A 25535-nucleotide genomic window follows, 5' to 3' on the forward strand; every position below is an offset into this window, starting at 1 on the left:
CCCCTACTATCTACTAACTACTAACTACTAACATTTATATGAAATACGTTGATGAATTTCGCGATCCTTATAAAGCAGAGGCATTACTCTGGCAAATAGAAAAACTCTGCCACATACTAGAAAAACCGATCAAAATTATGGAAGTATGTGGCGGTCATACCCATTCTATTTTTAAATATGGCATTGAAGAAGTTTTACCCAAAGCAATTGAATTAATTCACGGGCCTGGTTGTCCAGTGTGCGTCATGCCAAAAGGTAGACTAGATGATGCGATCGCTATCTCTCAAAATCCCAACGTCATCTTTGCCACCTTTGGCGATGCAATGCGAGTGCCGGGTTCCAAAACAAGCCTGCTACAAGCAAAAGCCCAAGGTGCAGATATCCGCATGGTTTATTCTCCCTTAGATAGTTTGAAAATTGCCAAGCATAACCCTGATAAAGAAGTTGTATTTTTTGCCTTAGGCTTTGAAACCACAGCCCCCAGCACCGCTTTCACCATCTTGCAAGCAGCCGCAGAAAATATCAATAACTTTAGTATGTTTTGCAATCACGTCCTTGTGATTCCCGCTTTGCAAGCACTACTAGATAATCCTGACTTGCAACTAGATGGATTTATCGGCCCCGGTCATGTCAGTATGGTAATTGGCACCGATCCATATCAATTTATCTCCCGACAGTATCACAAACCGATTGTAATTTCAGGCTTTGAACCTTTAGACATTCTCCAATCAGTTTGGATGTTGTTGCAGCAACTAGTAGATCATCGCTGTGAAGTTGAAAATCAATACAATCGACTAGTAGAGAAAGCAGGGAATCAAGTAGCGATCGCTGCCATGAATAAAGTTTTTGAAGTGCGAGAAACATTTGATTGGCGCGGCTTGGGTGACATACCTGATTCAGGATTCAAAATTCGTTCTGAATATGCTCAGTTTGATGCCGAACATAAATTTACTATTCCCAATATCAAAGTTGCCGATCATAAAGCTTGTCAGTGTGGAGAGATTCTCAAAGGCGTATTGAAGCCTTGGCAATGCAAAGTTTTTGGTACAGCTTGCACCCCAGAAACCCCAATAGGAACTTGTATGGTTTCCTCAGAGGGTGCTTGTGCAGCTTACTACAAATATGGGCGCTTTTCTCAGGTAGTGAAGAATGAAGAGGTTGAGAAAGAAAAAGTAAAGGTATAGTGAACCTTAAATTGTAGCGTGCGTTAAAGCAGCGCGTAACGCACATCAAATCCGGTGCGTTAGGCTAATTTTAACTCTCTTAAACTCTCAAATCTTTACATAGCCGTAACACACCCTACTATTGAATATATATAAACGTAGACGCGTAGCGGCTTCCCGTAGGGTACCACAAAGTACACAAAGTACGCAAAGAAAGAAAGAAAAGTAATTATGCCATTTATCACTGTTCAAATTGCCAAAGGGCACTCAATTGAAAAGAAGCGGCAGCTAGTACAAGCAATCACTGATGCTCTAATTTCTACTATGGGTACTAAGCCTGAGTGAGTGACAGTACATATTGACGAATTTGAACGGGAAAATTGGGCAGTAGGAGGTATTTTACATATTGATAAACATACTGGGAGGCACGTTGAAAAAGGTGTATAAAGTTGATGATAATTAATTAAATATGAATATTTTCTCTGCTAATTCCTCAGCAAATTCACTCTTTCAAAAAATTGAACAAGTTCGCCGTCGCCGCAGCAAAGTACACGATACAAATATTACTCTCGCGCATGGTAGTGGTGGCAAAGCGATGCGCGATTTAATCGATGATATTTTTGTCAGTAATTTTGATAATCCAATTCTCTCACAATTAGAAGACCAAGCAACTTTCAATTTAGCGAGTCTCATGCAACAAGGCGATCGCCTTGCTTTTACTACTGATTCCTATGTCGTCGATCCGTTGTTTTTTCCTGGTGGTGATATAGGAGAATTAGCAGTAAATGGCACTATTAATGATTTAGCGGTGAGTGGTGCCAAACCTTTATATCTCACCTGTAGCGTTATTTTAGAAGAAGGATTACCAATAGAAACTTTGCGGCGCGTTGCTACTAGTATGCAAGCTGCCGCTAAAAAAGCTGGCATCCAAATTGTCACTGGCGACACCAAAGTAGTACATCGCGGTGCAGCCGATAAATTATTTATTAATACAACAGGTATTGGCGTAATTCGTCCAGGTATTGCTATTTCTGCCCATAATATTCAACCAACAGATGTAGTAATTATTAATGGTGAATTAGGCAATCATGGCACAGCAATTTTAATTGCCCGTGGAGAATTAGCATTAGAAACAGATATCGAAAGTGACTGTCAGCCACTACATGATTTGGTAGAAACAATTCTCGATATTTGTCCAGAAATTCATGCCATGCGCGATGCTACACGTGGCGGATTAGCTACCGTTTTAAATGAATTTGCTCTCAGTTCTAATGTAGCAATTCGCATCAACGAACAATCTATACCAATTCGAGAAGAAGTCAAAGGCGTCTGCGAAATATTAGGTTTAGATCCTTTATATCTAGCCAACGAAGGTAAATTAGTAGTCGTAGTAGGGCGCGAAAACGCTGATAAAGTTCTATCAGCCATGCAATCTCATCCAGCCGGGAAAAATTCTTGCATTATTGGCGAAGTTATTTCCTCGCCCCCAGGTATTGTTTTGTTAAAAACTATTTTTGGTGCAGAACGTATCGTTGATATGCTTGTCGGCGATCAACTACCAAGAATTTGTTAATGAAGGCAGAAGGTAATAATTTCCTCATACAATCAAGAACTCAAAAAACTTTATTCTCTCTGCGCCTCTGCGCCTCTGCGTGAGCAAATTATCTCTTCTTCATTATGCACGAACTAGGAATCACCCAAAATATCATCGCAATTGTAGCCGAACACGCCCAAGGTTCAAAAGTGCAACGAGTATTATTAGAAATAGGCAAACTATCAGCCATCATGCCCGATGCCATACGATTTTGTTTTGATATCTGTTCTCAGGGTACAGTTTTAGAAGGAGCAAAATTAGAAATCTTAGAAACTCCAGGCTTAGGAAAATGTCGCGAATGCGGTGCAACAATTCCCCTCGAACAGCCCTTTGGTAAGTGCCAGTGTGGCAGTACACAAATAGATTTAATAGCTGGTGAAGAACTGAAAATTAAAGAAATAGAAATAGAGGAAATATGTGTGTAACCTGCGGTTGTTCTGATGATAGTAACGCTAAAATCGCCAATTTGGAAACAGGTGAATCAGTAACAATTCATGCCAACGGTAACAGTCACCACTCTCACACCCACACTTTACCAGATGGTACTGTTATCACCCATTCCCACAGTCATGAAGACAACCACGAAACCTCACAAGTTCATGCCAAAATACATGGTACAACTCTCTCTTTAGAACAAGATATCTTAGCAAAAAATAACTTAATTGCAGCCCAAAATCGGGGATGGTTTAAAGGTAGAAATATTCTCGCGCTCAATCTCATGAGTTCTCCAGGTGCCGGAAAAACCACCCTCTTAACTCGCACGATTAATGATTTAAAAAATAATTTAACAATCAGCGTCATTGAAGGCGATCAAGAAACAATTCATGATGCTAAAAAAATTCAAGAAACAGGCTGTAAGGTAGTCCAAATTAACACAGGCACAGGCTGTCATCTTGATGCTGCAATGATAGACAGGGGATTACAACAACTGAATCCGCCCTTAAATTCAGTAGTGATGATTGAGAATGTTGGCAATCTTGTTTGTCCAGCTTTATTTGATTTAGGAGAAAATTTAAAAGTAGTAATTCTCTCTGTGACAGAAGGAGAAGATAAGCCGATAAAATATCCTCATATGTTCCGCGCTAGTGAGGTAATGATTCTCACCAAAATTGATTTGTTACCTTATGTGCAGTTTGACGTACAAAAATGTATAGAGTATGCCCAGCAAGTTAATCCTCACATTCAAATTTTTCAAGTTTCTGCATTGACTGGAATCGGGCTAGAAAATTGGTATGAATACATAACACAAAAGATAGGAAATTGGTCAGTAAGATGCGATCGCGAATGTTAGTGCTGTACTTGAGCCAAACTATTCCCTAAGTATGTCAAAATTATTACCGCAGTTCCCAGCAGGTGATGAGCTAAGTTAGCCCAAACCTGTTGTATCCCAAAGATTTAGCAACTTTTCTGCCCTCGTGTTCATCCAGAAGTGTCCAATCTGCCTTAAGTTCTATGGCGAGGGCGATCGCTTCAGATTCTCCTTAGCCTCTTTACCCAACATTTTAGGCTTGCCGCGCTAGTAGGTTGGGTTGAGGAACGTAGATGCGCTCTGCGCGGCTTCGGTGCAGGGTAACCCAACGCTAAAAACCTCGATTATGTTGGGTTTCACTTTGTACCTCTACGGGGAAGCAAGCTACTACACTCCTTGAACAATCAGGTATGATCTAAGCATGGAGTTTGAGTGGGATCAGTCAAAAGCCGCTGCTAATTTGAAGAAACACGGTGTCAGCTTTGAAGAGGCCAAAACCGTATTCGATAATCCTCTGGCAGTCATCTTTGATGATCAGGCTCATTCCGTAGATTAACAGAGAGAAATCATCATTGGTCACTCTCGGCAAAATCGGTTGCTGTTAATTGCTTTTACTGAGCGATATGGTAACGTCCGTATCATTAGTGCCCGTCTAGCTACTCGCAAAGAGCGTGAGGATTATGAGCAAAACGCCCTCTGATCACACACAAAATTCTGAAGACGAGCTTTTACCTGAGTATCGGTTTGATTACGAGAAGGCGAAACCCAATCGATTTGCTGTTGGTCATAAGACGCAAAAGTTAATGGTTGTAGTTTTAGATGAGGATGTGGCTCAAGTTTTTAGAACGCCCGAATCAGTCAACAAAGTGCTAAGAGCATTGATCGAATCGATGCCACAATCAGCAGACGGCGAGACAGCCTAACACTGCTTTGGTGCGGATGGTACAGAGCTTGTCTGTGGGCTTTTGAGGTTATCTGCCGCCGCACAACTTCCACCGTTAGCCTGCTTATCTTGTTAGATGCGGGCAGTGTATCCAAGTGTCTGTTATCAGTCAAACAATGTATTTTGGGTGAAGGTAGTTTGTAGATGCTTGCAGATATGGAAAAGATCGCGATCGTTACAGGCGCTAGTCGTGGCATTGGTGCGGCTACTGCCTATCTTGCTGCTGAACAAGGTTATGCTATTTGTGTCAATTATCTTTGCAACCAGGAGGCTGCACACAGCATTGTCAGTTCTATTACACAGATTGGAGGTAGAGCGATCGCGGTTGCTGCTGATGTTGCCGTCGAAAATGATGTGGTTCGGCTCTTTGAAACAGTGGATGAACGATTAGGAAAGGTAACTGCCCTTGTCAATAATGCTGGAATTCTAGAACAGCAGATGCGAGTAGAAAACATTGATGCGGCTCGGTTGAACCGAGTCTTTGCAACAAACATTACTGGCAGTTTTCTGTGTGCACGAGAAGCGGTTAAACGAATGTCTACTAGACACGGTGGAGCAGGAGGAGCGATCGTAAATGTTTCATCAGTTGCTTCTCGTTTAGGTTCCCCTGGTGAATACATAGACTATGCGGCTTCTAAAGGAGCGATTGATACAATGACGATTGGGTTGGCAAAGGAAGTCGCCGACGAAGGTATTCGCGTGAATGCGGTACGTCCAGGTTTTATTTACACTGACATTCACGCCAGCGGTGGTGAACCGAATCGGGTTGAGCGAGTCAAAGAGCTTGTCCCTATGAAGCGAGGTGGGCAAGCAATTGAAGTTGCAAAAGCAGTTTTGTGGTTATTGTCAGCTGAGGCTTCGTATACAACAGGTTCATTTATCGATGTTGCAGGAGGTAAGTAGCCGCCGCCTAACTAATACGTGCACCGGATTGACGAACATCCCTTGTGCTTAGTTCAACGTCATCTGCAATCGGTGACGCTAGCCGTTAACTCGCCTTGTATGTCCGTGTTCTGCCGACAAGACGCTCAGGGAGGATCTTTTATGAGCCTTGTAGAGAAAGTTGTAGCACAATTCGCCCATCCCACAGGATTTTGGGGGAATATCACTGGCTTCATCATGGCACATAGGCCATCAAATCTTGAACGCAATGAGTGGGCAATTTCCCTGCTTAACCTGCAACCCGCCGATCGCATCTTGGAAATTGGTTTTGGGCCTGGAGTAGCAATCCAAAAAATGAGTGAAATTGTCACTGACGGTGTTATTTGGGGTATCGATCATTCTGAAGTGATGTTCAGGCAAGCCTCGAAAAGAAATCAACGCGCCATTGCGGCTGGAAGAGTGCGATTGGTTCTTACTTCGGTATCGCAATTGCCCTCCTTCGACAGCCCATTTGACAAGATTCTGGCTGTTAATTGCTTTCAGTTCTGGGATCACAAGACTGACGTGCTGAGACGGCTAAGAGAGCAGTTGCGCACGGGAGGAATCATAGCCCTCGTTCATCAGCCCAGACTCCCTGGCGCTACAGAAGATGATACGACTAAAGCAGGAGAAAGCTTCGCACGCTATCTGGAAATGGCTGGATTTAGCGACATCAAAGTGGAACGGAAGAGGATGAAGCCTGTTTCGACGGTGTACGTGCAAGGAAGCAATCTTTAATCTCTGCGAGTCTGATTCCCAGCAGCTTGCTGTGTTTGGAGCATATAGCATCCGATTCGAGATTGGTGGTGGGGCGCTCGTAGCAAAAATCGGGATTGTAAAAACTGCTAATATTTCAACCATTAACAAAGCCGACGATCGCCTACAACCCAACTTAAGCGATCGCAAAACTAGTAGATTATACAAGTCTGCGTAAACTAAGTGCGATCGCGCTTACAGCAGATATTCTTACAGAAAGCGATCACAAAATTGCAGCAACTTTCAGTTTGGGGATAGCAATCGCTATCGGAAGGTGTGTTGTTGCAAAGCACTGTGTTCTGTGTTCTTCTTCAATCGTTTCCTAAATACGCCTCGATGACAGCTGGATTATTTCTGACTACCGTCGGTTCACCCAAAGCAATTAATTGTCCAAAATCTAAAACAGCAATGCGATCGCACAATCCCATCACTAAGGGAACGTGATGCTCAATCAGAATAATCGTTAAGTTGAAGCGATCGCGCAGGCTACGAATAAATTCACTGAGTAGTTGTTTCTCGCTGGGATTCATTCCTGCTGCGGGTTCATCAAGGAGTAAGATTTGCGGTTCTAAGGCTAAAGCGCGAGCAATTTCTAAGCGACGCTGATCGCCGTAAGCAAAGTTTTTGGCTTTTTCTTCTGCACGTTTGTCCAGTCCAACTAATTCTAATAACTCTAGAGCCTTCTGTTTACTTTTACTTTCCTCTTGAGGCGCTGGTGGTACTCCTAAAACACCCGTGAGCATATTACTATGAGTATGCAAATGCCGGGCAATAATTACATTTTCCAGCGCTGAAAGTTCACCAAAAAGCCGAATATTCTGAAACGTTCGAGCAATCCCTAAACCAGCAATTTGATGGGGACGAAGTTGGGAAATTTCTTTATCTTTATATCTTAATTGCCCACTTGAAGGTGGAATTAAGCCTGTAATTAAATTAAACAGCGTTGTCTTACCTGCACCATTCGGGCCAATCAGTCCAAAAATTTCATGTTTATTGACTGTAAAAGATACATTGTTTACTGCTACTAGTCCCCCAAATCTACGAGTGAGAGAATTTGCATCTAAGATAATACTATTATTAGATTCTAAAATTTCGTATGTCATTGCTTATGGCATGATTAATTCACAAGTTTTAAATATACAGCAGAAGTCAGAAGTCAGAAGCCAGAAGTACCCTCGTTACCAGGTTTTAAATATATTATTCCTTAGTAGGGTGTGTTACGGCTATCTAAAAACTTACCCTCGTTACCAGGTTCAACCTGGTAACGAGAACTAGAGCCTCTGGCTCTTTTATAAATACTCTCTCATTTATAACTAATAAAAATTCATTCAACTTGATACTTTACTGCTATGCCTATCTTTAGGCTTGCGTTTTTTAAATATATCTGGAGTGACAAGTCCTTGTGGAAAAAAGATTGTTCCTAAAACTATTAATAAGCCAAAAATAATTAATCTACCATCTCGTAAAAATTGTGCGAACCAGTCGGGTAAACCACCTGTATCAGCTATACTTCTTAAAATTTCTGGCAGGGCTGTAAATAGCATTCCTCCTAACACCGCTCCCAAAAAAGTTCTGGAACCACCGATTAAGACAAAAGTTAAGTAAATAATACTAGCATCAAATGTACCTTGACGGGCATTCCATGTATTCAAAAAATGAGCGCTAAGTGCACCAACTACTCCAGCTAAAATAGCTCCTAATGTGAAAGCTAAAACTTTGTAGTAAGTTGAGTTAATTCCCATTGCACTTGCTGCTAACTCATCCTCACGAATGGCTGTGAATGCTCTACCTACACGGATGCGTTCCAGACGATACATTAACACCATACTAATTATTAGTAACGGTAGGGCAATCCACAAATACTCGATTGGGGTTTGGAAAGGTTGAGGAATGGCAAAAATTCCCACCGCTCCGCCTGTAATCTCTAAATTTAGAGAAATTACACGCAATACTTCTACAAAAGCAATGGTGGCGATCGCTAAATAAATTCCCCGTAACCGTAATGCCGGAACTCCTACCGCAACTCCCAATAAACCGGAAACTACACCAGCAATTAACATTTCCAATAATAATAGTGGGATTGGGAACAAATTGCTCGTCGATGTAAAAACTTTTGTAGATAAAATTGCCGCTATGTATCCACCTAAAGCATAAAATCCAGGACTAGCTAAGGATAACTGTCCAGCCATCAACGGTAAATACAGCGACAGTCCTAACAGTGCCCCTAATACCATAGAGACAATTAAAGAACCGTAAGTAGCAAAAAATTCAGCCATTTTCGATGGTCGTCATTTGTCATTGATCATTTGTTAGCAATTTTTGTAGGGTGGGCACTACCTAAATTTGCTCAAACCTTTATTCTACCTTTTCGATAGTGCCCACCTTACTTGTTAGCAATTTTTGTAGGGTAGGCACTACCTAAATTTGCTCAAACCCTTATTCTACCTTTTCGATAGTGCCCACCTTACGGTGATTAGTAGTTAAAACCCGCTCGTACTCATCTTACATTCCTTAATACACTTTGCTTTTATTCTTGCCTACCTAATTATTATGGTGCTTCATATTACTGGGTAAATACTCTAAACTTCCCATTCAGATTTGCTTTTGTCACCAATTGTAAAAAGTTTCATTAGTTTATAAATTATGAACAATAGATAAGTTAAAATAATAATACTTTAAATAAATATAGCTTTCTAATTAATTTACAGGGAACTTGTCAAGACTTCTCTAAATTATGCATATTTCCATTAAGTAAGCATTCCAGAATTCCAAAATCCTAGCAAAATAATATTACAAAGTTTTGGCGCAAAATACCAATTACTGACAAATCAATAAATATTGGTGTGGCTTGAGTAGAGTGAAACTCATCACTAAACTTGCTGATTTGTAACAATTGCGAGGGAGATAATTATGGACGTTAATATACTCCTAAATCGATACGCAGCAGGAGAAAGAGATTTTAACGGTGCAAACCTGCATAAAGCAAACCTTGGTGAAGCTGATTTAAGTGGCGCAAATTTCTGTGGAGCCGACTTGAGTGGCGCTGATTTGAGTCGAGCCGATTTGAGCAGATGCAACTTTAGTCGAGCAAATCTGACGGATGCAGATTTAACGGGAGCAAATCTCAACGGTGCAAACTTAAGCGAGACTAACTTCATTGGAGCAGACTTAATTAATGTCAACCTAGAGGACACAAATTTAAGTCGTGCAGATTTGCGGGGTGCAAATCTAATTAGAGCAAATTTAGTTAGGGCAAATCTGAGTGAAGCAGAATTGAGTGGTGCCGATCTATCTGGAGCAAATCTCAGTCAGACAAATTTGATTGAAACGCACTTAGCTGAAGCTGAACTTAACGGTGCAGATTTAACGGGCGCAATTGTCACCGACAAAGAGATGAGCGGAACAATATTACATACCGGCTTATCTCACAAATGGGTAACTTGGGCTGGTGGTAGCTGAGGATCGGGGATTGGGGATCGGGCAAAGAGGACAAGGGGACACCCAGAAGGAGTGAGGGTATGAAAGAGGGAAGGTACGAGGGTATTTACTCTTATTCTCTCGCTCCCACGCTCCCTCGCTCCCTCACTCTCCCCCTCCTCTTCAAGCGTCCCTAGCACCTAGTCCCTAGCCCCTAACCCCTAGCCCCTAATCCCTAGTCCCTATTCCCTATTCCCTCTCTTAATTGTGATAGGCTATCTGCAATTGCGGAGTGATATAAGGTATTTCAAATGACTAAGCTGCGGGTAGGGTTGCTGTTTGGCGGTTGTTCGGGAGAACATGAGGTATCAATTAATTCAGCAAGAGCGATCGCCAAAGCTTTGAGTGCAGAGCAAAATGCTAGTAAATACGAAATTCTGCCTTTCTATATTCAAAAAGATGGACGTTGGTTAGCAGGCAATGTATCGCAACAAGTCCTAGAATCAGGACAACCATTACAATTGCCTCGCTCAAATCCTGAGCCTCAGGAAAATCAATTAGGAAGCGATAGTTCACAATTATCAACCGCCGATCGCCTATCTTTCAGTCGCTGGCAATCTCCTTCTCAAGTGGCGGAAGTAGATGTTTGGTTTCCAATTCTACATGGGCCGAATGGTGAAGATGGCACAGTTCAAGGTTTACTCACGTTGATGCAAGTGCCTTTTGTTGGCTCTGGAGTACTGGGATCGGCGATGGGAATGGATAAAATAGCCATGAAAATGGCCTTTGCCCAAGCTGGACTACCGCAAGTAAAATATATGGCGGTTAATCGCTCGCAAATTTGGTCAAATCCTTGTGTTTTCCCCAAATTGTGCGATCAAATCGAATTGAATTTGGGTTATCCCTGCTTTATCAAGCCTGCAAATCTGGGTTCATCGGTGGGAATTGCCAAAGCGCGATCGCGTCAAGAATTAGAGACAGCATTAGATAACGCTGCGAGTTATGATCGCCGGATTATTGTTGAAGCAGGAGTTATAGCAAGAGAATTAGAATGTGCCGTCTTAGGAAACGATCAACCTCAAGCTTCTGTTGTCGGTGAAATTACTTATAGTAGTGATTTCTATGATTATGAAACTAAATATACACAAGGTAAAGCAGATTTGGTAATACCCGCAACAGTATCAGATGCAGTCACCCGTCAAATTCAGGAAATGGCTTTGCAAGCCTTTGCAGCCATTGATGCTGGTGGGCTAGCAAGAGTAGACTTTTTCTACGTGGAAGCTACAGGTGAAGTTTTAATTAATGAAATAAATACCTTACCAGGTTTTACAGCAACAAGTATGTATCCCTTACTGTGGGCACATAGTGGTGTCTCCTTTCCAGAATTAGTGGATCGATTGATTCAACTAGCTTTGGAAAGACGCTCTACCCCAGAAACGAAAGAATAGGGAGACTGAATTTTGACATCAAAAAAAAAGTAGCAAAAAATACTTTTTTTCTAAAAACTTTCAAATTGAGTAGCCAGATCCTTACAAAAAGGCTACTTCAATTTGAAATTCCACTACGGATACGTGATGGCTTGCCCTCCGGTACAATCAGAAACAAGAGGGGAGTCTGTGAAGTAGTCATGAAAAATACTCAGATTGTACAGAAGTCACCGACAGTACAAACACCTGCACCCGAAACAATAGAAAACACAAAGCGGATTTCTGCGATTAATCTACTTACGCAATATCCTTGGCTATTGTTAGGTGGAGTTTTAGTGGTTTTTTTGTCTAGTGCTGCTGTCGCTCTGTACAGTCTTGGTTATGTGGGGCGTGTAGAAACAGCATCAGAAGACACAACCGCGGTGCAAGAATTTGAGCTAGAATCGGCAGCTACTGCATATGCTCAAACAGCCAGCGCATCCAGTAATCCTCTACCTTTATGGATGATAGCTGCGATCGCCCTCAGTTGTGCAAGTGGATGCTTAGTAATTTTTCGCTGGCTAAATCATCCCATCAAAAAGCCAAAAATCCAGAGAAATATTAGGCGCTATCAGTCACGTTCAACTCCGCGCCCCTTCCCGAAACTAGAACCGCCTCCCACCAAAAACTTACCCGTATATGTACCGCGATCGGCACGTAAAACCTTTACAATGCCGGATGAAAAAAAACCAGTGGTAACAGTTCTACCACCAGAAGAAAATTTGAACCAGGATGAAGAATCTCTAGCCAAAACCCTGGATCTTCGCAAACAGACTTCTTTATCTACTCTTTTACGTAAGTAATATTTTGATATTCTCTTGAATAAACACAGATCCCCGACTTCTTACCAGAAGTCGGGGATCTTACTGCGTGCTTTTATGTTTAGATTGGTTGTTCTACTCACCATTTTTTATATTAATACCTTGCATTAGAATTGCTTATTTTAATACCTAAGTAAAATGCTTATACTCTTTCACAAAAAATCTGATACAAATACAGCCGTGCCGAGACGCGATATATCGCGTCTCGGCAAAATTCATGTGTATCGCAATTAACGTGAAATGGTATTACGCGCTATAGTTTTCTCATGTCAAAATTTGAGAATTCAAGAGAGCGAAGATTAGTCTACCAAAATTTAAGGTTTTCTTTATAAACTTTCAAGTCGCGATCGCACTTCATTAAGTTATATCTATATCTCTAGACAAATAAGCAGATTCAGCCTATTGGCTTTGTTTAGATAGCTGTGTAGGTGCAACAGCGGTGAGCCAGCGCGCCCTTGCGGAGTTAGCGTGTAGTAGCGACTGCCGTGCATTCTTCTAGAGTTTTGGAATATTGATGTTGTTTACTATCACATTTTTAAAGCCTTGTAAGTACTATTCAAGATATAGTCCAACTCATACTTTAGAAGTTGGTTTTTCTCACTCTTGAGGGGATACAACAGATAAAGATATTTGTCACTGTAAAATTAAAAGGCTTGTTCATTTCTACGAAGTACTAAATTCTTTGGTAGTAAAGGTGGTTCAAATTTATGTCTTTAGGGGGTTGCCGCAATCAAAATCAGAAAACTTTTAAAATTGTGTACTTTCAAAAAAAATTCGCAATTTTAAGTACAGTTTTTGTTTTAATTTGCCAAAGATACCTTAACTAATTGTGTTAGCAGGATGTATTCAAATGTTGAATTCTAATGTGAGCTTGAGAGTAGGTTAAATTTATCAAACCAAAGAAGCCTTTTCAATTTTAATTCTTTCAAATAATAAACATAAAGCAAATATTTATGAGAATTTTGAGGAAATTCTGTTTATTATCTTCGTTTTTAAGTAATTGAGTTCAAGAGCTAGATTTTTCAAAGATTACTTTGAGTTTACTCGTTTCAGCCTTATGAAGCTAGACTATTTTTCTTCTGGCAGTTGAAGGAATAGAAAACTCTTTTTACCCTTGTGCTGATGTCTATTGATATCAAATTTAATAAAAATTACTTAAAAACTATTTATATTCAAAAGGAGGTTACAGCGTGAATGCTTACAAGTTTGCCCAACAAGTAGACATTGTCCATCAACGGGCTAGTGAACTAAATACCCAAGCGCACTCTTCGTCTTTGCCGCCGTCACCACTGCTACAAGAGTCACTAGAAGAACTGAACACAGCATTAGAAGAGCTTCATGTAGCTGAAGAGGAGCTATGTCAGCAGAATGAAGAATTACTGGCTACTCGTCAGGCTTTGGAATTAGAGCGCAAGCGTTACCAAGAATTGTTTGATTTTGCGCCAGATGCCTATTTAGTAACTGATATTGAAGGAAAAATCCTAGAAGCTAACCGTACTGCTGCGAATTTATTCAAAATATCACCAAAATTCCTTAAAGGTAAACTGCTCGTTAACTTTATCCCTGAAAATCAGCGTCGAGCTTTTCGTTGCCTGTTATCTCAACTACGCAATTTGGAACAAATCCAAGATTGGGAAATCCATATGCAAACAAGAGAAAAGCTTGCTTTTGAAGCTGCAATCAGTATTGCTACAATCCGTGATGAGGAAGGCAACCCTAGAGGATGGCGCTGGCTAGTGCGCGACATTACTATTCGCAAACAAATAGAAGAACAACTTCGGGCGATGCATCTCCAGAATTTACAACTACAAGAAGCAACAAAGCTAAAATCCCATTTTTTGGCGATGATGTCTCACGAATTGCGCACCCCTATGAATGTGATATTGGGCTTTTCCCAACTGTTGTTACGTCCGCAATACAATCATTTCTCCCCTCAAGCGAGAAGTATGGTGGAACGCATTGTCAGTAGCGCCCGGCATCTACTAGCGCTAATCGAAGATATTCTTGACTTCTCCAAGCTGGAGGCAGGGCGGTTGGAGTTAAAGCTAGAAGAGTTTAACTTAGCAGAGCTAGTAACGACAGTAACAGAAGAACTGCATTGCTTGGCGGAACAGAAAAAATTAACCTTACACGTTCACGTACAATTGCAAAATCCGATAGTTGTTAACGACAGTAACCGTGTTCGGCAAATTTTGATTAACCTGCTTTCCAATGCCATTAAATTTACTGATATGGGCAGTGTTACCGTAGAAGCGCGAGAACTGACACAAGACAGAATAGCGCTAGTAGTTAAGGATACGGGGATTGGGATCGCTGAAGCTGATTTACAACAAATTTTCCAGGAATTTCGGCAAGTCGATCAGTTTCTCACACGTAAGCATAGTGGTACAGGTTTGGGACTATCTATAGTAGATAAGTTAGTGCGCTTGATGAACGGAGCGATCGCTGTTAACAGTAAATTGGGCGAAGGTTCAACCTTTAGTGTTCAATTACCTAGAACAGTAGCAGAGTAACCACCTTGTCTTCACTCCGTGCTGCCAACTGCCTCCATTAACAAGATCACCCCTTGAATTTCTCCTGTAGTCAAAGCACGCAGTGGGGTACAAGTGACTTTGCACAAAATTTTCTTACCACGACGATTTGTGGCTTCTAGGATCACTTCTGGGTGTGGCGACTCTCCTAGCAGACAATGACGAATTGGCTGTCTGAGTTGCTCGACTTGCAAACCAATATCCAGGTTGAGAAAGTGTCTGCCTTTAACTTCATCAGCACGTACACCCCAAAGATCTTCACAGCGATAGTTCCAAATTTGGATGTGTAAATCTTGGTTGAGAACCGCAACTCCACTCTGTAAACCAGCCAAAATAGATTCTAAAAAGGTATTGACTTGAACTAATTCATCACTGCGCTGACGCAGTTCGTCGTTAAGTGTATGCAGCTCTTCATTGGTAGACTGGAGTTCTTCATTCATTGTCTCCAACTCTTCGTTGGTAGACTGGAGTTCTTCGTTGGTAGTTTCTAGCTCTTCGACGGTAGACTGGAGTTCTTCGTTGGTGGTTTCTAGCTCTTCGTTGGTGGATTGGAGTTCTTCATAAGCCGTTTCCAGTTCCTGATTGGCGTGTACTAGATCGTTTTGTAACTGTTTAAACCGGGTAACATCGGTAAAGACGATTTTTACGCCTAATAACTCGTCGCTGCTGATATCAATTAGTGGTATGACGTGTACATCAAAATATCTGATTTCTTGTTCTGCAATTGACCACTCTATGTCTTTCAAAATTACAGTGCGACGATTGGTGCTAGCTTGGTCAATACGTGATCGCAACTCTACCGGACGGTAGGAAATTTCTAAATCTTGTAAGGGACGACCCAGATCCCTAGTATTAATATTAAATAAAGTGCGGGCTTGTTCGTTGGCTAGCGCTAGCGAGTTGTGAATATCTACTATTACCTGGGCGATCGGATCGATCTCGAAGGCGGCTTGATTAACGCGGCTCATCTTGTCAACCATATCAAAGCTGGATTGCTGGCTGCTCGTTTGAGTCATACTCAGCAACATATCGCGGCGATTGCCATTTGGCACTTTAGTAAATATACGTCGCCGCAAGTCTAGAGGTGCAAAAGAGTGGTTGCGTGCAAATAGCATTTCTGCTTTGCCTAAAAATAGAAAGCCGCTATCGTGCAGGGCAAAGTGAAAGCGATCAAGAATTCTAGCTTGAGTTTCAGAATTGAAATACATCAGAGTGTTGCGACACACCAGCAGATCAATTCTAGAAATGGGTGCATCCTGAACTAAATCGTGGCGACCAAAAATTACCCCGCGACGCAGTTCTTTTTGTACAGTGTAGCGACCGCCTGTTCGCTCGAAATATTTTTCTTGTAAATCTGGAGGAACGTTTTGGATCTCTTTCGGGGTGTAGTTTGCATGACGGGCGTAGTCCAAAGCCTCCGCATCCACATCGGTAGCAAAAACTTTTACTCGTGCGGTGTACTGTTCCATTCCCAACGCTTCGGCTAGCAACATGGCAATGGTGTACGTTTCTTCTCCAGAAGCGCATCCCGCACTCCATATCCGAATTGGTTGAGTAATAGGCTTGTTAGCAATTATCCGGGGAATGATTTCATTTGCTATGTACTCCCATGCCTCTGTATCACGGAAAAAGGCTGTGACGTTAATGAGGATGGTATTAAAAAGCTCAACAAACTCGTCCGGATGTACCTCTAAATAGTCTAAATATTCATTGTAATTTTCAATACTAAGTGTTTGCATCCGCCTGCGAATTCGACGGCTTAAACTCGTGCGTTTGTAGCCCCTAAAATCAAAACCACGGTTACGCTTGATGTATTCTAAAAGGTTTTCTAGTTCGGGATTGGCATCCGTGGTACTCATACTACTATGTAATAGTTACTCAATCAAATTCTTTTAGTAGAGATGTTAAAAATACTTGACAAATAGAAAATTTTAACAAATTAAATATGCGGCAATGTGAAAAATGGTATAGTTAAAAGTTTTTATAGACAGAATAATTGTATATAAAAAATCAAAATTATTTACTAACCAAGTTAAGTAATGTAGCGGCGATCGCATCCAAAGGCAAAATATAATCTACAACTCCGGTACGAATTGCGGCATCAGGCATACTGAAAAATTCTGAACTTGCCCGATCTTGGGCAATGACTGTACCGCCCATCTCTTTGACTGCCTGTACTCCTGCCGCGCCGTCACTATCTTTACCAGTCAGCACAACAGCGATCACCCCTTCTTGAAAACTTATGGCTGCGGACTTAAATAGCACATCCGCAGCCGGACGGACAAAGCGCACTTTTTGTGTATGAGTAAGAGACAAAGTGCCATCTAAATTGATCAGCAGGTGTTGATCGGGAGGAGCAATATACACTGTACCTGGTTCTAATTTGTCACCTGTTTGTGCCTCCTTGATTATTATCGAGCAGCGCCGACTCAGAATTTCCGCCAACATACTGGGATAATGTGGACTAAGGTGTTGTACTATGACAATGGGCGCGGGAAAATCTGGTGGCAAGCTTGACAAAACCTGACTCAAAGCTTTGAGTCCACCGGAAGATGACGCAAGTACAACTATGTGTTTATAGATCATCTAGATCGTAAATTATTGGTTGGCTTTCTGACTCAGAAGTGAAGCTTCCTTCTACCACGCCATCCTTTTTGCTCAGTACATCTCTAATTACGGCAGCACGTTTTTGGGCTTCATGGGCATCCTTCTCCAGTCGTTTCGCAGATAAATTATAATGGCGATCGCGCATTAGTTGAGCCATGCGAAGTGCCAAAGAGGATTTTTCCTCCAGCGCCCTCAAAGCACTCCATAAAGCATCTTCCAAAGCATCAGATTGCTCTGCCAAAAGGCTTTCAGAAGAGAAAGCATGTCCCGTGCGACAGCGAAATCGTAACAAATCTCCATCTTGAATTTCCCAGAGAGTACCACCGCATGACGGACAGGAAAAACTTGATGGTTCACCAGGTCTATTGCCATTTTCTACCGCGTCCATATCCAACTCCACTATGTCAGATTCATATTCCATTTCATCTGGTACAGAGTTATTTACTTCCTCTTCTACAGGGATCTCAGCTAGCTCTACCAAAGTAGATGGTATGTCCGCTAAGGGCAGAATATAGTCAATGTTGTCTACATTTTCAATCGCACTGCGTGGCATCCCGCTATACATAGCATCATCGGGATGTTGAACTACCGCCACACCACCACGCATTTTTACCGCCATTAGTCCTGCCGTACCATCGTCAAGTACACCCGTTAGTATGACACCAACCACTCGCCGTCCGTAGATTCGCGCTGCTGTACGAAACAACGGATCAACAGCCGGGCGATGGCTGTTCTCTGTTGCTCCTCGTGATAAGCTCAAGTATCCAGGCTTTACTAATAAGTGGTAGTTTGGCGGAGCAACATAAATTCGTCCTTGAACAATTGCGTCGCCATCTTGAGCATGAGATACTGGCAAACTTCCGGCTCTACTTAAGATGCGGGGTAAAACGCTCGTACCGTGAGCTGGAACATGAAGAACAATAAATATAGCAGCTTTGATATTTGCAGGTAAGTTTTTTACCAGATGAGTAAGCGCTTCAACTCCACCTGCTGATGCTCCGACAACGATGATATCGTGTCCAGCCATGTATTTCTCTTGATAAATTGTAAAGCAGCGCAAGTTAAAACACTGCTAATTTAAACCTAGCAAAATACAGACATTTACTTATATAACTTGGGAAGGGGAAAGAAGATATAAAGGGAACGGGGGTTAGGGACTAGGGGCTAGGGACTAGGGACTAGGGGCTAGGGGCTAGGGACGCTTGAAGAGGAGGGGGAGAGTGAGGGAGCGAGGGAGCGTGGGAGCGAGAGAATAAGAGTAAATACCCTCGTACCTTCCCTCTTTCATACCCTCACTCCTTCTGGGTGTCCCCTTGTCCTCTTCCCAATTTTGAATTTTGTAGACGTGGAGAGGCTTCCGCGTCTACGTTTTTTGTTATTGCTGCGTAATACCAATTTGAAAAAAGAATGCGACAAATAGACATTGTAGAGACGTGCCATGGCACGTCTCTACATCAGGATGTGTTGCAAACATTTTTTGAATCGGTATAAGTCCTATAACATAAGAAAAATGTGTAGAGACGCGAAATTTCGTGTCTCTACTTTATTTATCAACTAAATATTATTTCTGGTAACAGCATGGCAAATAAAAAATTGATATGGTGGCGAACAGCCTTTCAACTGAAAGGTTCAGTCATCACAGCTATTTATAAACGCGTCATTGGATGCGGTTGTTTTGGTGTTTTGGTTTCTTTACTATACTATTTTAAAATTCCTGTCTCGCAACCAATTTTAGGAAGTGTAATTCCCAGTATTGTTTTAGGTTTATTGCTTGTCTTTCGTACAAATACAGCTTATGAACGCTTTTGGGAAGGTAGAAAAAGTTGGGGTAGTATCGTCAACACCGTTCGGAATTTAGCGCGGCAGATTTGGGTATCAATTGAAGAAATATCTCCAGAAGACAAAAAAGATAAAATCGCAGCATTAAACTTATTGGTGGCATTTGCTGTAGCAACTAAATTACATCTACGTAGCGAACCTGTAAATCCAGAATTAGAAGACTTAATGCAGCATTCTAAATACACCAAATTAAAAATGATGAACAATCCACCCTTAGAGGTAGCTTTTTGGATTGATGATTATCTACAACAGCAGTACAACCGCAATTGTTTAAATAGTTATCAATTAACAGCAATGCGAGAATTATTAAATATGCTGGTAGATAATTTAGGTGCTTGCGAACGCATTTTAAAAACACCAATACCCCTTGCTTATGCAATTCATTTAAAGCAACTATTACTACTTTATTGTCTGTTACTACCTTTTCAAATTGTAGAAGAACTTGGTTGGTGGACAGGTGTAATTGTGGCTTTAATTAGTTTTACTTTATTTGGGATTGAAGCAATTGGTTTAGAAATAGAAAATCCCTTTGGTTACGATGCCAATGACTTACCTCTAGATACTATTTGTCATACAATGAAACGTAATATTAATGATTTAACAAGCTTAATCCCCAGTACGCGATCGCATCGAGAATCACAAAACTAATGCAAACACCAATTAAACCCCTCACACTAGCTGAATTTCTCAAACTTCCTATTCTCACAACCGCCGAATTCCAGTTTCCAAACCCTGACAAACACCCGTCAAAAAATCTAAATCCAAAGTCGCAATTGTATCGCTAGGTTTGTGATAGTTAGGATTCCGCATAAATGCCGTATCTGTCACCATGATTGCCGGGTAACCTGCATCCCAAAATGGCGCATGATCGCTGAGTCGTGTCTGGGGCACTATATGCCCTTGATTTGGTACTGGCAGCCACTGGCTGGGTACGCCGGCTTTGCGAATGCTGCGACTAATAGAAATTAAATCCCGTAATGTTCGCCAATTGCCAATTAAACCGATAAAATTGCCGCGATCAGGGTAAATGTACTGTAAAGGAGACGGGTAAGTTTGGGAACCAGGAGTAGAATCGCAATAACCCAACATTTCGAGCGACATCATTAAACGCAACGCTTGTTGTTCTTGCCGGAACTTAGTCACATATTCCGTACTACCCAACAAGCCGTATTCTTCCATATCGAAAGCCACCAATCGGAGCGGATATCTGATTGGTTGTGCAGCAAATATTCTTGCTAATTCCAACAACACCGCCACACCAGTGGCATTATCATCAGCGCCTGGCGTTCCTGGTACAGCATCATAATGGGCACCAATTAAAATTAACGGCAAATCTTCCTTTTGCGACTCAGCAGCAGGTAAATTTAAAATGAGATTTTTACAAGCTTTAGCACCTACGTAGAAGGTGTGGATATCCACACTCCCCCATTGTGCAAATGAAGCGCGAATGTATTCTTGGACAAAAAAATGTCCGCCACTTGCCAGATAAGGATCGCGATCGCGAGCTATTTGAGTAAGATGAGTTTCCAGTTGCGTCTTTAACACAATATTCTAACAGCTAACATTGGTTCACCGTGTATTTATCAAGTGCAAGATACAATAAATCAAGCATAAGTTCTAAACAAATAATTTATAAGACCAGTAGGAGAACAGCAACGCATGGGCAAGGTAGTCGGCATCGACTTGGGTACAACTAACTCTGTAGTCGCCGTCATGGAGGGAGGCAAGCCGGTGGTGATTGCCAATGCAGAAGGTATGCGCACAACTCCCTCCGTAGTTGGCTTCAGCAAAGACGGCGAACGCTTAGTCGGACAAATGGCGCGGCGGCAAACTGTGCTTAACCCCCAAAATACTTTTTTTGCAGTCAAACGCTTTATTGGGCGCAAGTATGCCGAACTTAGTCCAGAATCGAAGCGAATACCTTACACCATCCGTAAAGATGAAATAGGCAATATTAAAATAGTATGTCCTCGTTTAAATAAAGAGTTCGCCCCCGAAGAAATTTCGGCAATGGTTCTTAAAAAATTAGCAGAAGATGCCAGCAAATATCTAAATGAACCAGTTACGGGGGCAGTAATTACCGTTCCCGCTTATTTTAATGATTCCCAGCGACAGGCAACGCGGGATGCTGGCAGAATCGCTGGTTTAGAAGTGTTACGAATTCTCAATGAACCTACAGCCGCATCTTTGGCTTATGGTTTAGATCGCTCTGACAACCAAACCATTTTGGTATTTGATTTGGGCGGTGGCACCTTTGATGTATCAATCCTAGATATTGGTGATGGTGTGTTTGAAGTTAGAGCCACCAGCGGCGATACCCAATTAGGTGGAAATGAATTTGATAAAAAAATTGTCGATTGGTTGGCAGAAAAATTTTTAGAACAAGAAGGAGTAGATTTAAGACGTGAACGACAATCTTTACAGCGTCTGATGGAAGCTGCCGAAAAGGCAAAAATTGAACTTTCTTCAGTTAGCGTTACTGATATTAATTTACCCTTTATCGCTGCCACAGAAGAAGGGCCAGTACACCTGGAAACTCGTCTGACTCGTTCTCAATTTGAAGGGTTATGCGATGATTTGTTAGGGCGATTGCGCGTACCTGTGAAACGAGCGCTCAAAGATGCTGGCTTGACTCCTGCAGATATCGATGAAGTTGTGTTGGTAGGCGGTTCTACACGTATGCCAATGGTACAGCAACTTGTACGAGCGATGATTGGTAGAGAACCTAACCAGAATGTCAATCCCGATGAAGTTGTAGCAGTAGGTGCAGCCATTCAAGCGGGTATTCTCGCAGGCGAGATGAAAGATGTTTTGCTGCTAGATGTTACGCCTCTTTCTTTAGGATTGGAAACCATTGGTGGCGTGAGAAAAGTACTTATCCCTCGTAACACCACAATCCCCGTACGCCGTTCTGATATTTTTTCTACATCAGAAAATAACCAAAATACTGTAGAAATTCATGTAGTTCAAGGTGAACGGGAAATGGCGGCAGATAATAAATCTTTGGGGCGCTTTAAGCTATATGGTATTCCCCCCGCTCCTCGTGGTATACCGCAAATACAAGTATCATTTGATATTGATGCTAACGGGATTTTACAGGTAACAGCTCTGGATAGAACCACAGGCAGAGAGCAAAGTATCACTATTCAAGGTGCTTCTACCTTAAGTGAGGGAGAAATTCAGCAGGCAATTCGAGATGCAGAAAAATATGCAGATGTAGACAGACAGCGCAAAGAAAAAATAGAAAAACGTACTCGCTCTGAGGCTTTGATTTTACAAGCCGAAAGACAGCTTAGAGAAGTAGCGCTAGAATTTGGCATGGGATTTGCCCGCACTCGACGCCAACAAATTGATAACATCTGCCGAGAATTACGCGAAAGTTTACAGCAAAATGACGATCGCGGCATCGATCAAGCATACGCCGATCTGCAAGATGCTTTATCTGATCTCAGCCGGGAAGTGCGCCAGTATTACGCCGACGAGGAAGACGATGACTTGTTTGGTGCAATCAAGGACATCTTCACTGGCGGAGACAAAGAACGCGAATCTCCCAGGGAAACATTTCGCGATCGCGATTACTACGATAGAGACTATGACAGAGGCTATGGCAGAGACTACGACAGAGATAGAAGCTATGGCAGAGACTACGACAGGGATAGAAGCTATGGCAGAGACAGTCGTTCTCCCTACGAAGGCGGTGGTTCTTCACGCAGAAGTCGCCCCAGCTACCAGGATAATTGGGATGACGACGATGATTGGCTCTAAAGTGGGGACGGGTGCGTTCCCGTCCTTTAACTGTAAGAATAAATATATGTAGTTTGAAACAAGATCATGAAATAGATTCAGAATGTAGCTGTTGTTATTAGTAATTTGGGAATAAGGAAAAAGTTATTAGTTAGTAGAGGACGGGTTTTGTCGATTATCTTTGGGCTGAAACAGACAATTTATCTTCAAAACCGCACGGCAGTCGCTACAACGCTCTTAACCCGACGCCAGGTGCTACAACGGGGAGAACCCCCAAGGGCGCGCTGCCTCCCGTACTGGTGAGCTTGGTTAATTGCCGCTCGCAAAAGAAATACCCGGAAAAATCGGCTTACACGTTTAGTACTGGGAAAGAACTAACAAATAACCACCAACAAAATATATCTTCAAAAAATATCAAATCTAAAATCTAAAGTTAAACGACGGAACTTATGCAAAATTTGCGGAATTTTCGCGATTACTACGAAATTTTGGGAGTATCCAAAGAAGCCACTAATGAAGAAATTAAAAAGAATTATCGGCGTTTAGCAAGGCAGTATCATCCAGATTTAAACCCTGGAAATAAAGCTGCTGAGGAAAAATTTAAGGACATCGGTGAGGCTTATGAAATCCTTTCCGATTCAGAAAAGCGAGTTAAATACGACGAGTTTAGCCGTTACTGGAACCAACAAGGCTTTGGCAGCAAACAAGGGCAACGGACAAAACCCTGGGGAGGAGATAACCGTTCCAACGGGCGCACCACACAGGATGTTAATCCTGGTAACTATCCTGATTTTACTAGCTTTATCAATGAAGTTATCGGTGTAAAAACTAGCAGAAACGGCACTGCTGGGGCTACCAACACCACAACCGCCGATCCATTTCGTACACCTAGAACAAAAGTTTCATATTCGCCCAGCCAACGCCCCTCCCGTCGCGATATCGAAGCGAGATTATCCCTACCCTTGGAAAAAGCTTATCAAGGTGGATTGGAGAGGATTCGCTTGGAAGACGGGCGATCGCTAGAAGTAGGTATGCCCCCAGGTATGGTAACAGGACAAACCATCCGACTGCGAAATCAAGGCATTAATGGTGGCGATTTATACCTAAAGATTACTGTTGAACCTCATCCTATCTTTAAAATCGAAGGCACCGATGTTCAATGCCAAGTCCCCATTACTCCCAGTGAAGCAGTATTGGGAGGACAAGTAGAAGCACCTACCCTAGATGGCTTGGTAAAAATGACAATACCCCCCGGAGTTAGATCTGGGCAAAAATTGCGCCTCGTTGGCAAAGGCTATCCTAACGACAAAGGTAAACGCGGCGATCAATTAGTAGAAATTCAAATAGTTACTCCCAAAAATATTAGTCAAGAAGAAAGGGAACTGTACGAAAAAATCCGTCTGCTTGAAACATTTAAACCTCGTGCGGATTTATTTTCATAAATAGTTAATAGTTAGGAAAAGGGGATAAAAAGACACGGAGAGGGGGAGAGTGGGGACAAAGGGACAAGGGGAGTATTGAAGAAGAATACAGAATTCAGAATATTCTGGCTTCTGGCTTCTGGCTCCTGGCTTCTGTAGACGCGGAGCGGTGAGCCAGTCCGGTGGACGGGTTCCCCGGCATAAAGGAACTGGCGAACCCGGAGGGCTTCCCGCAGGGTATTCTATTTAAATAAACCACCAACCACTAACCAATGACAAATGATAAATAACCAATGACTACCTTTAAGGTTAGTAAGTTTAAAATATTAGAGGTTAGAGAAAAAGTTTGTCGCTAGGTGAACAAGACAGCCGTGAATCAGAACGGGGCAATGCCACAAAGCAGTGAATCCACCTCCACCTATTACACCCTGCTAGGACTGCATCCCGCAGCATCGCCAATCGAAATCCGTCGCGCTTATCGGGAATTGAGCAAACGCTATCATCCGGACACTACAAGTTTACCTACTGCTGTTGCCACTGCTAAATTTCAGCAACTCAACGAAGCCTACGCCACCTTAAGCAACCCCGAACGACGCTTAAGCTACGACTTGAAAATAGGCTATTCCCGCTTTGGAGTCATTCAAGCACCCCCCGATTTAAACCATCCTGTTTCTTATTCCTACGATTGGTCTAAATCAGCTTACCTTGACGCTAGCGATCGCCCTCTTTCGGCAGGCGAAATCTTTGCTTTGTTTATTTTAGGCTTAACATTTTTGGGTTGCTTGCTGCTTGCGATCGCCATTGGCTTAACTCGTGGTGAAGCTGCTTTCCAAACTCAGCTAGTGGAACCAACTCCTGTGATTGTGCAGCCACAAAATAACAAGCCCTCCCAACCTTCCCCTCAACAAGAGTGGGAGCAGAGGAGCACCAGGAAAACAACCAGCTACTAACCCTAACTACTGTACGGGCGGGTTTAGAAGATAAATTCTCGGTTTGAACGGTAAGATTATCAGCAAAACCCGCACGGCAGTCGCACTCGACGCGCTTAACCCGCAAGGGCGCG

General features: G+C 42.3%; 22 protein-coding genes and 3 pseudogenes. 18 read left to right on the forward strand and 7 right to left on the reverse strand.

Annotated elements, in window-relative coordinates:
• The first annotated feature begins 38 nt into the window (after nucleotides 1-38).
• The 5 genes and pseudogenes from hypD (at nucleotide 39) to hypB (ending at nucleotide 4048) form a co-directional block, all read left to right on the forward strand.
• On the forward strand, nucleotides 39-1184 hold the full coding sequence (hypD, locus tag UYC_RS0119530) for a hydrogenase formation protein HypD (RefSeq protein WP_016875631.1): 1146 nt from the start codon (nucleotides 39-41) through the stop codon (nucleotides 1182-1184).
• Nucleotides 1185-1394: 210 nt separating this feature from the next.
• A pseudogene (locus UYC_RS40200) lies at nucleotides 1395-1610 on the forward strand (tautomerase family protein).
• Nucleotides 1611-1632: 22 nt separating this feature from the next.
• Nucleotides 1633-2736, forward strand: coding sequence for a hydrogenase expression/formation protein HypE (gene hypE, locus UYC_RS0119540; protein ID WP_016875629.1), 1104 nt, complete (start codon nucleotides 1633-1635; stop codon nucleotides 2734-2736).
• Nucleotides 2737-2840: 104 nt separating this feature from the next.
• Entirely contained in the window at nucleotides 2841-3182 is a 342-nt protein-coding gene (hypA, locus tag UYC_RS0119545; protein ID WP_016875628.1) for a hydrogenase maturation nickel metallochaperone HypA, read from the forward strand.
• Nucleotides 3173-4048, forward strand: a complete 876-nt coding sequence (gene hypB, locus UYC_RS0119550; protein ID WP_016875627.1) for a hydrogenase nickel incorporation protein HypB — start codon at nucleotides 3173-3175, stop codon at nucleotides 4046-4048. The genes hypA and hypB overlap by 10 nt, the downstream gene beginning before the upstream one ends.
• Nucleotides 4049-4118: 70 nt before the next feature.
• On the opposite strand, the pseudogene UYC_RS40520 reads toward hypB, so the two are convergent.
• A pseudogene (locus UYC_RS40520) lies at nucleotides 4119-4226 on the reverse strand (DUF3368 domain-containing protein); the annotation flags it as partial.
• A gap of 201 nt (nucleotides 4227-4427) precedes the next feature.
• Here UYC_RS40520 and UYC_RS39545 point away from each other — a divergent pair.
• The 5 genes and pseudogenes from UYC_RS39545 (at nucleotide 4428) to UYC_RS39000 (ending at nucleotide 6804) form a co-directional block, all read left to right on the forward strand.
• A pseudogene (locus UYC_RS39545) lies at nucleotides 4428-4706 on the forward strand (BrnT family toxin).
• Nucleotides 4687-4929, forward strand: a complete 243-nt coding sequence (locus UYC_RS0119560; RefSeq protein ID WP_016875625.1) for a hypothetical protein — start codon at nucleotides 4687-4689, stop codon at nucleotides 4927-4929. The pseudogene UYC_RS39545 and the gene UYC_RS0119560 overlap by 20 nt, the downstream one beginning before the upstream one ends.
• 164 nt (nucleotides 4930-5093) lie before the next feature.
• Nucleotides 5094-5852 (forward strand): SDR family oxidoreductase, encoded by a 759-nt coding sequence (locus UYC_RS0119565; protein ID WP_016875624.1) that lies wholly within the window; start codon nucleotides 5094-5096, stop codon nucleotides 5850-5852.
• A gap of 141 nt (nucleotides 5853-5993) precedes the next feature.
• The gene (locus UYC_RS0119570) at nucleotides 5994-6608 is read left to right on the forward strand and encodes a class I SAM-dependent methyltransferase (protein WP_016875623.1); all 615 of its coding nucleotides are present in this window, start codon (nucleotides 5994-5996) and stop codon (nucleotides 6606-6608) included.
• A gap of 31 nt (nucleotides 6609-6639) precedes the next feature.
• Nucleotides 6640-6804, forward strand: coding sequence for a hypothetical protein (locus tag UYC_RS39000; protein ID WP_016875622.1), 165 nt, complete (start codon nucleotides 6640-6642; stop codon nucleotides 6802-6804).
• A gap of 133 nt (nucleotides 6805-6937) precedes the next feature.
• On the opposite strand, the gene UYC_RS0119580 is transcribed toward UYC_RS39000, so the two are convergent.
• Together UYC_RS0119580 and UYC_RS0119585 are read right to left on the reverse strand one after the other, a co-directional pair.
• A complete protein-coding gene (locus tag UYC_RS0119580; RefSeq protein WP_016875621.1) occupies nucleotides 6938-7729 on the reverse strand; it encodes an ABC transporter ATP-binding protein in 792 nt (263 codons plus the stop codon).
• 225 nt (nucleotides 7730-7954) lie between these two features.
• A complete protein-coding gene (locus UYC_RS0119585) occupies nucleotides 7955-8902 on the reverse strand; it encodes a branched-chain amino acid ABC transporter permease (RefSeq protein WP_016875620.1) in 948 nt (315 codons plus the stop codon).
• Nucleotides 8903-9536: 634 nt separating this feature from the next.
• On the opposite strand from UYC_RS0119585, the gene UYC_RS0119590 reads away from it, so the two are divergent.
• The 4 genes from UYC_RS0119590 to UYC_RS0119605 all read left to right on the forward strand — a co-directional run bounded on the left by UYC_RS0119590 (nucleotide 9537) and on the right by UYC_RS0119605 (nucleotide 14843).
• A complete protein-coding gene (locus UYC_RS0119590; protein ID WP_016875619.1) occupies nucleotides 9537-10085 on the forward strand; it encodes a pentapeptide repeat-containing protein in 549 nt (182 codons plus the stop codon).
• A gap of 269 nt (nucleotides 10086-10354) precedes the next feature.
• On the forward strand, nucleotides 10355-11491 hold the full coding sequence (locus tag UYC_RS0119595) for a D-alanine--D-alanine ligase family protein (protein ID WP_016875618.1): 1137 nt from the start codon (nucleotides 10355-10357) through the stop codon (nucleotides 11489-11491).
• Nucleotides 11492-11670: 179 nt separating this feature from the next.
• Nucleotides 11671-12312, forward strand: a complete 642-nt coding sequence (locus UYC_RS0119600) for a hypothetical protein (protein WP_016875617.1) — start codon at nucleotides 11671-11673, stop codon at nucleotides 12310-12312.
• A gap of 1208 nt (nucleotides 12313-13520) precedes the next feature.
• Nucleotides 13521-14843, forward strand: a complete 1323-nt coding sequence (locus tag UYC_RS0119605; RefSeq protein WP_016875616.1) for a PAS domain-containing sensor histidine kinase — start codon at nucleotides 13521-13523, stop codon at nucleotides 14841-14843.
• Between the two features lie 11 nt (nucleotides 14844-14854).
• Here UYC_RS0119605 and UYC_RS0119610 read toward each other — a convergent pair whose 3' ends face one another.
• The 3 genes from UYC_RS0119610 to UYC_RS0119620 form a co-directional block, all read right to left on the reverse strand.
• Nucleotides 14855-16720: a CheR family methyltransferase gene (locus UYC_RS0119610; protein WP_016875615.1), complete on the reverse strand. Its 1866-nt coding sequence runs from the start codon at nucleotides 16718-16720 to the stop codon at nucleotides 14855-14857.
• A gap of 157 nt (nucleotides 16721-16877) precedes the next feature.
• Nucleotides 16878-17447, reverse strand: a complete 570-nt coding sequence (locus UYC_RS0119615) for a chemotaxis protein CheB (RefSeq protein ID WP_016875614.1) — start codon at nucleotides 17445-17447, stop codon at nucleotides 16878-16880.
• Entirely contained in the window at nucleotides 17437-18495 is a 1059-nt protein-coding gene (locus UYC_RS0119620; protein ID WP_016875613.1) for a chemotaxis protein CheB, read from the reverse strand. The genes UYC_RS0119615 and UYC_RS0119620 overlap by 11 nt, the downstream gene beginning before the upstream one ends.
• 551 nt (nucleotides 18496-19046) lie before the next feature.
• Here UYC_RS0119620 and UYC_RS0119625 point away from each other — a divergent pair.
• Nucleotides 19047-19955 (forward strand): bestrophin family protein, encoded by a 909-nt coding sequence (locus UYC_RS0119625; RefSeq protein WP_016875612.1) that lies wholly within the window; start codon nucleotides 19047-19049, stop codon nucleotides 19953-19955.
• A gap of 54 nt (nucleotides 19956-20009) precedes the next feature.
• On the opposite strand, the gene UYC_RS0119630 is transcribed toward UYC_RS0119625, so the two are convergent.
• Nucleotides 20010-20855 (reverse strand): M28 family peptidase, encoded by an 846-nt coding sequence (locus UYC_RS0119630; protein WP_026087518.1) that lies wholly within the window; start codon nucleotides 20853-20855, stop codon nucleotides 20010-20012.
• Nucleotides 20856-20966: 111 nt separating this feature from the next.
• On the opposite strand from UYC_RS0119630, the gene dnaK reads away from it, so the two are divergent.
• The 3 genes from dnaK (at nucleotide 20967) to UYC_RS0119645 (ending at nucleotide 25422) form a co-directional block, all read left to right on the forward strand.
• A complete protein-coding gene (dnaK, locus tag UYC_RS0119635) occupies nucleotides 20967-23072 on the forward strand; it encodes a molecular chaperone DnaK (protein WP_016875610.1) in 2106 nt (701 codons plus the stop codon).
• A gap of 428 nt (nucleotides 23073-23500) precedes the next feature.
• Nucleotides 23501-24493, forward strand: a complete 993-nt coding sequence (locus UYC_RS0119640; RefSeq protein WP_016875609.1) for a DnaJ C-terminal domain-containing protein — start codon at nucleotides 23501-23503, stop codon at nucleotides 24491-24493.
• Nucleotides 24494-24861: 368 nt separating this feature from the next.
• Entirely contained in the window at nucleotides 24862-25422 is a 561-nt protein-coding gene (locus UYC_RS0119645) for a J domain-containing protein (RefSeq protein ID WP_016875608.1), read from the forward strand.
• Nucleotides 25423-25535 lie beyond the last annotated feature (113 nt).

It is taken from the genome of Chlorogloeopsis fritschii PCC 6912 (assembly GCF_000317285.1).
GTDB lineage: Bacteria > Cyanobacteriota > Cyanobacteriia > Cyanobacteriales > Nostocaceae > Chlorogloeopsis > Chlorogloeopsis fritschii.

What these genes read in the sequence shown, in the direction of transcription:
- UYC_RS0119610 (WP_016875615.1), bottom strand. Translation starts at nt 16,720, where the DNA reads ATGAGTACCACGGATGCCAATCCCGAACTAGAAAACCTTTTAGAATAC.
- hypA (WP_016875628.1), top strand. Translation starts at nt 2,841, where the DNA reads ATGCACGAACTAGGAATCACCCAAAATATCATCGCAATTGTAGCCGAA.
- UYC_RS0119595 (WP_016875618.1), top strand. Translation starts at nt 10,355, where the DNA reads ATGACTAAGCTGCGGGTAGGGTTGCTGTTTGGCGGTTGTTCGGGAGAA.
- dnaK (WP_016875610.1), top strand. Translation starts at nt 20,967, where the DNA reads ATGGGCAAGGTAGTCGGCATCGACTTGGGTACAACTAACTCTGTAGTC.
- UYC_RS0119585 (WP_016875620.1), bottom strand. Translation starts at nt 8,902, where the DNA reads ATGGCTGAATTTTTTGCTACTTACGGTTCTTTAATTGTCTCTATGGTA.
- hypD (WP_016875631.1), top strand. Translation starts at nt 39, where the DNA reads ATGAAATACGTTGATGAATTTCGCGATCCTTATAAAGCAGAGGCATTA.
- UYC_RS0119600 (WP_016875617.1), top strand. Translation starts at nt 11,671, where the DNA reads ATGAAAAATACTCAGATTGTACAGAAGTCACCGACAGTACAAACACCT.
- hypE (WP_016875629.1), top strand. Translation starts at nt 1,633, where the DNA reads ATGAATATTTTCTCTGCTAATTCCTCAGCAAATTCACTCTTTCAAAAA.
- UYC_RS0119565 (WP_016875624.1), top strand. Translation starts at nt 5,094, where the DNA reads ATGCTTGCAGATATGGAAAAGATCGCGATCGTTACAGGCGCTAGTCGT.
- UYC_RS0119560 (WP_016875625.1), top strand. Translation starts at nt 4,687, where the DNA reads ATGAGCAAAACGCCCTCTGATCACACACAAAATTCTGAAGACGAGCTT.
- UYC_RS0119620 (WP_016875613.1), bottom strand. Translation starts at nt 18,495, where the DNA reads ATGGCTGGACACGATATCATCGTTGTCGGAGCATCAGCAGGTGGAGTT.
- UYC_RS0119645 (WP_016875608.1), top strand. Translation starts at nt 24,862, where the DNA reads ATGCCACAAAGCAGTGAATCCACCTCCACCTATTACACCCTGCTAGGA.
- UYC_RS0119570 (WP_016875623.1), top strand. Translation starts at nt 5,994, where the DNA reads ATGAGCCTTGTAGAGAAAGTTGTAGCACAATTCGCCCATCCCACAGGA.
- UYC_RS0119625 (WP_016875612.1), top strand. Translation starts at nt 19,047, where the DNA reads ATGGCAAATAAAAAATTGATATGGTGGCGAACAGCCTTTCAACTGAAA.
- UYC_RS0119590 (WP_016875619.1), top strand. Translation starts at nt 9,537, where the DNA reads ATGGACGTTAATATACTCCTAAATCGATACGCAGCAGGAGAAAGAGAT.
- UYC_RS0119580 (WP_016875621.1), bottom strand. Translation starts at nt 7,729, where the DNA reads ATGACATACGAAATTTTAGAATCTAATAATAGTATTATCTTAGATGCA.
- hypB (WP_016875627.1), top strand. Translation starts at nt 3,173, where the DNA reads ATGTGTGTAACCTGCGGTTGTTCTGATGATAGTAACGCTAAAATCGCC.
- UYC_RS0119640 (WP_016875609.1), top strand. Translation starts at nt 23,501, where the DNA reads ATGCAAAATTTGCGGAATTTTCGCGATTACTACGAAATTTTGGGAGTA.
- UYC_RS0119615 (WP_016875614.1), bottom strand. Translation starts at nt 17,447, where the DNA reads ATGATCTATAAACACATAGTTGTACTTGCGTCATCTTCCGGTGGACTC.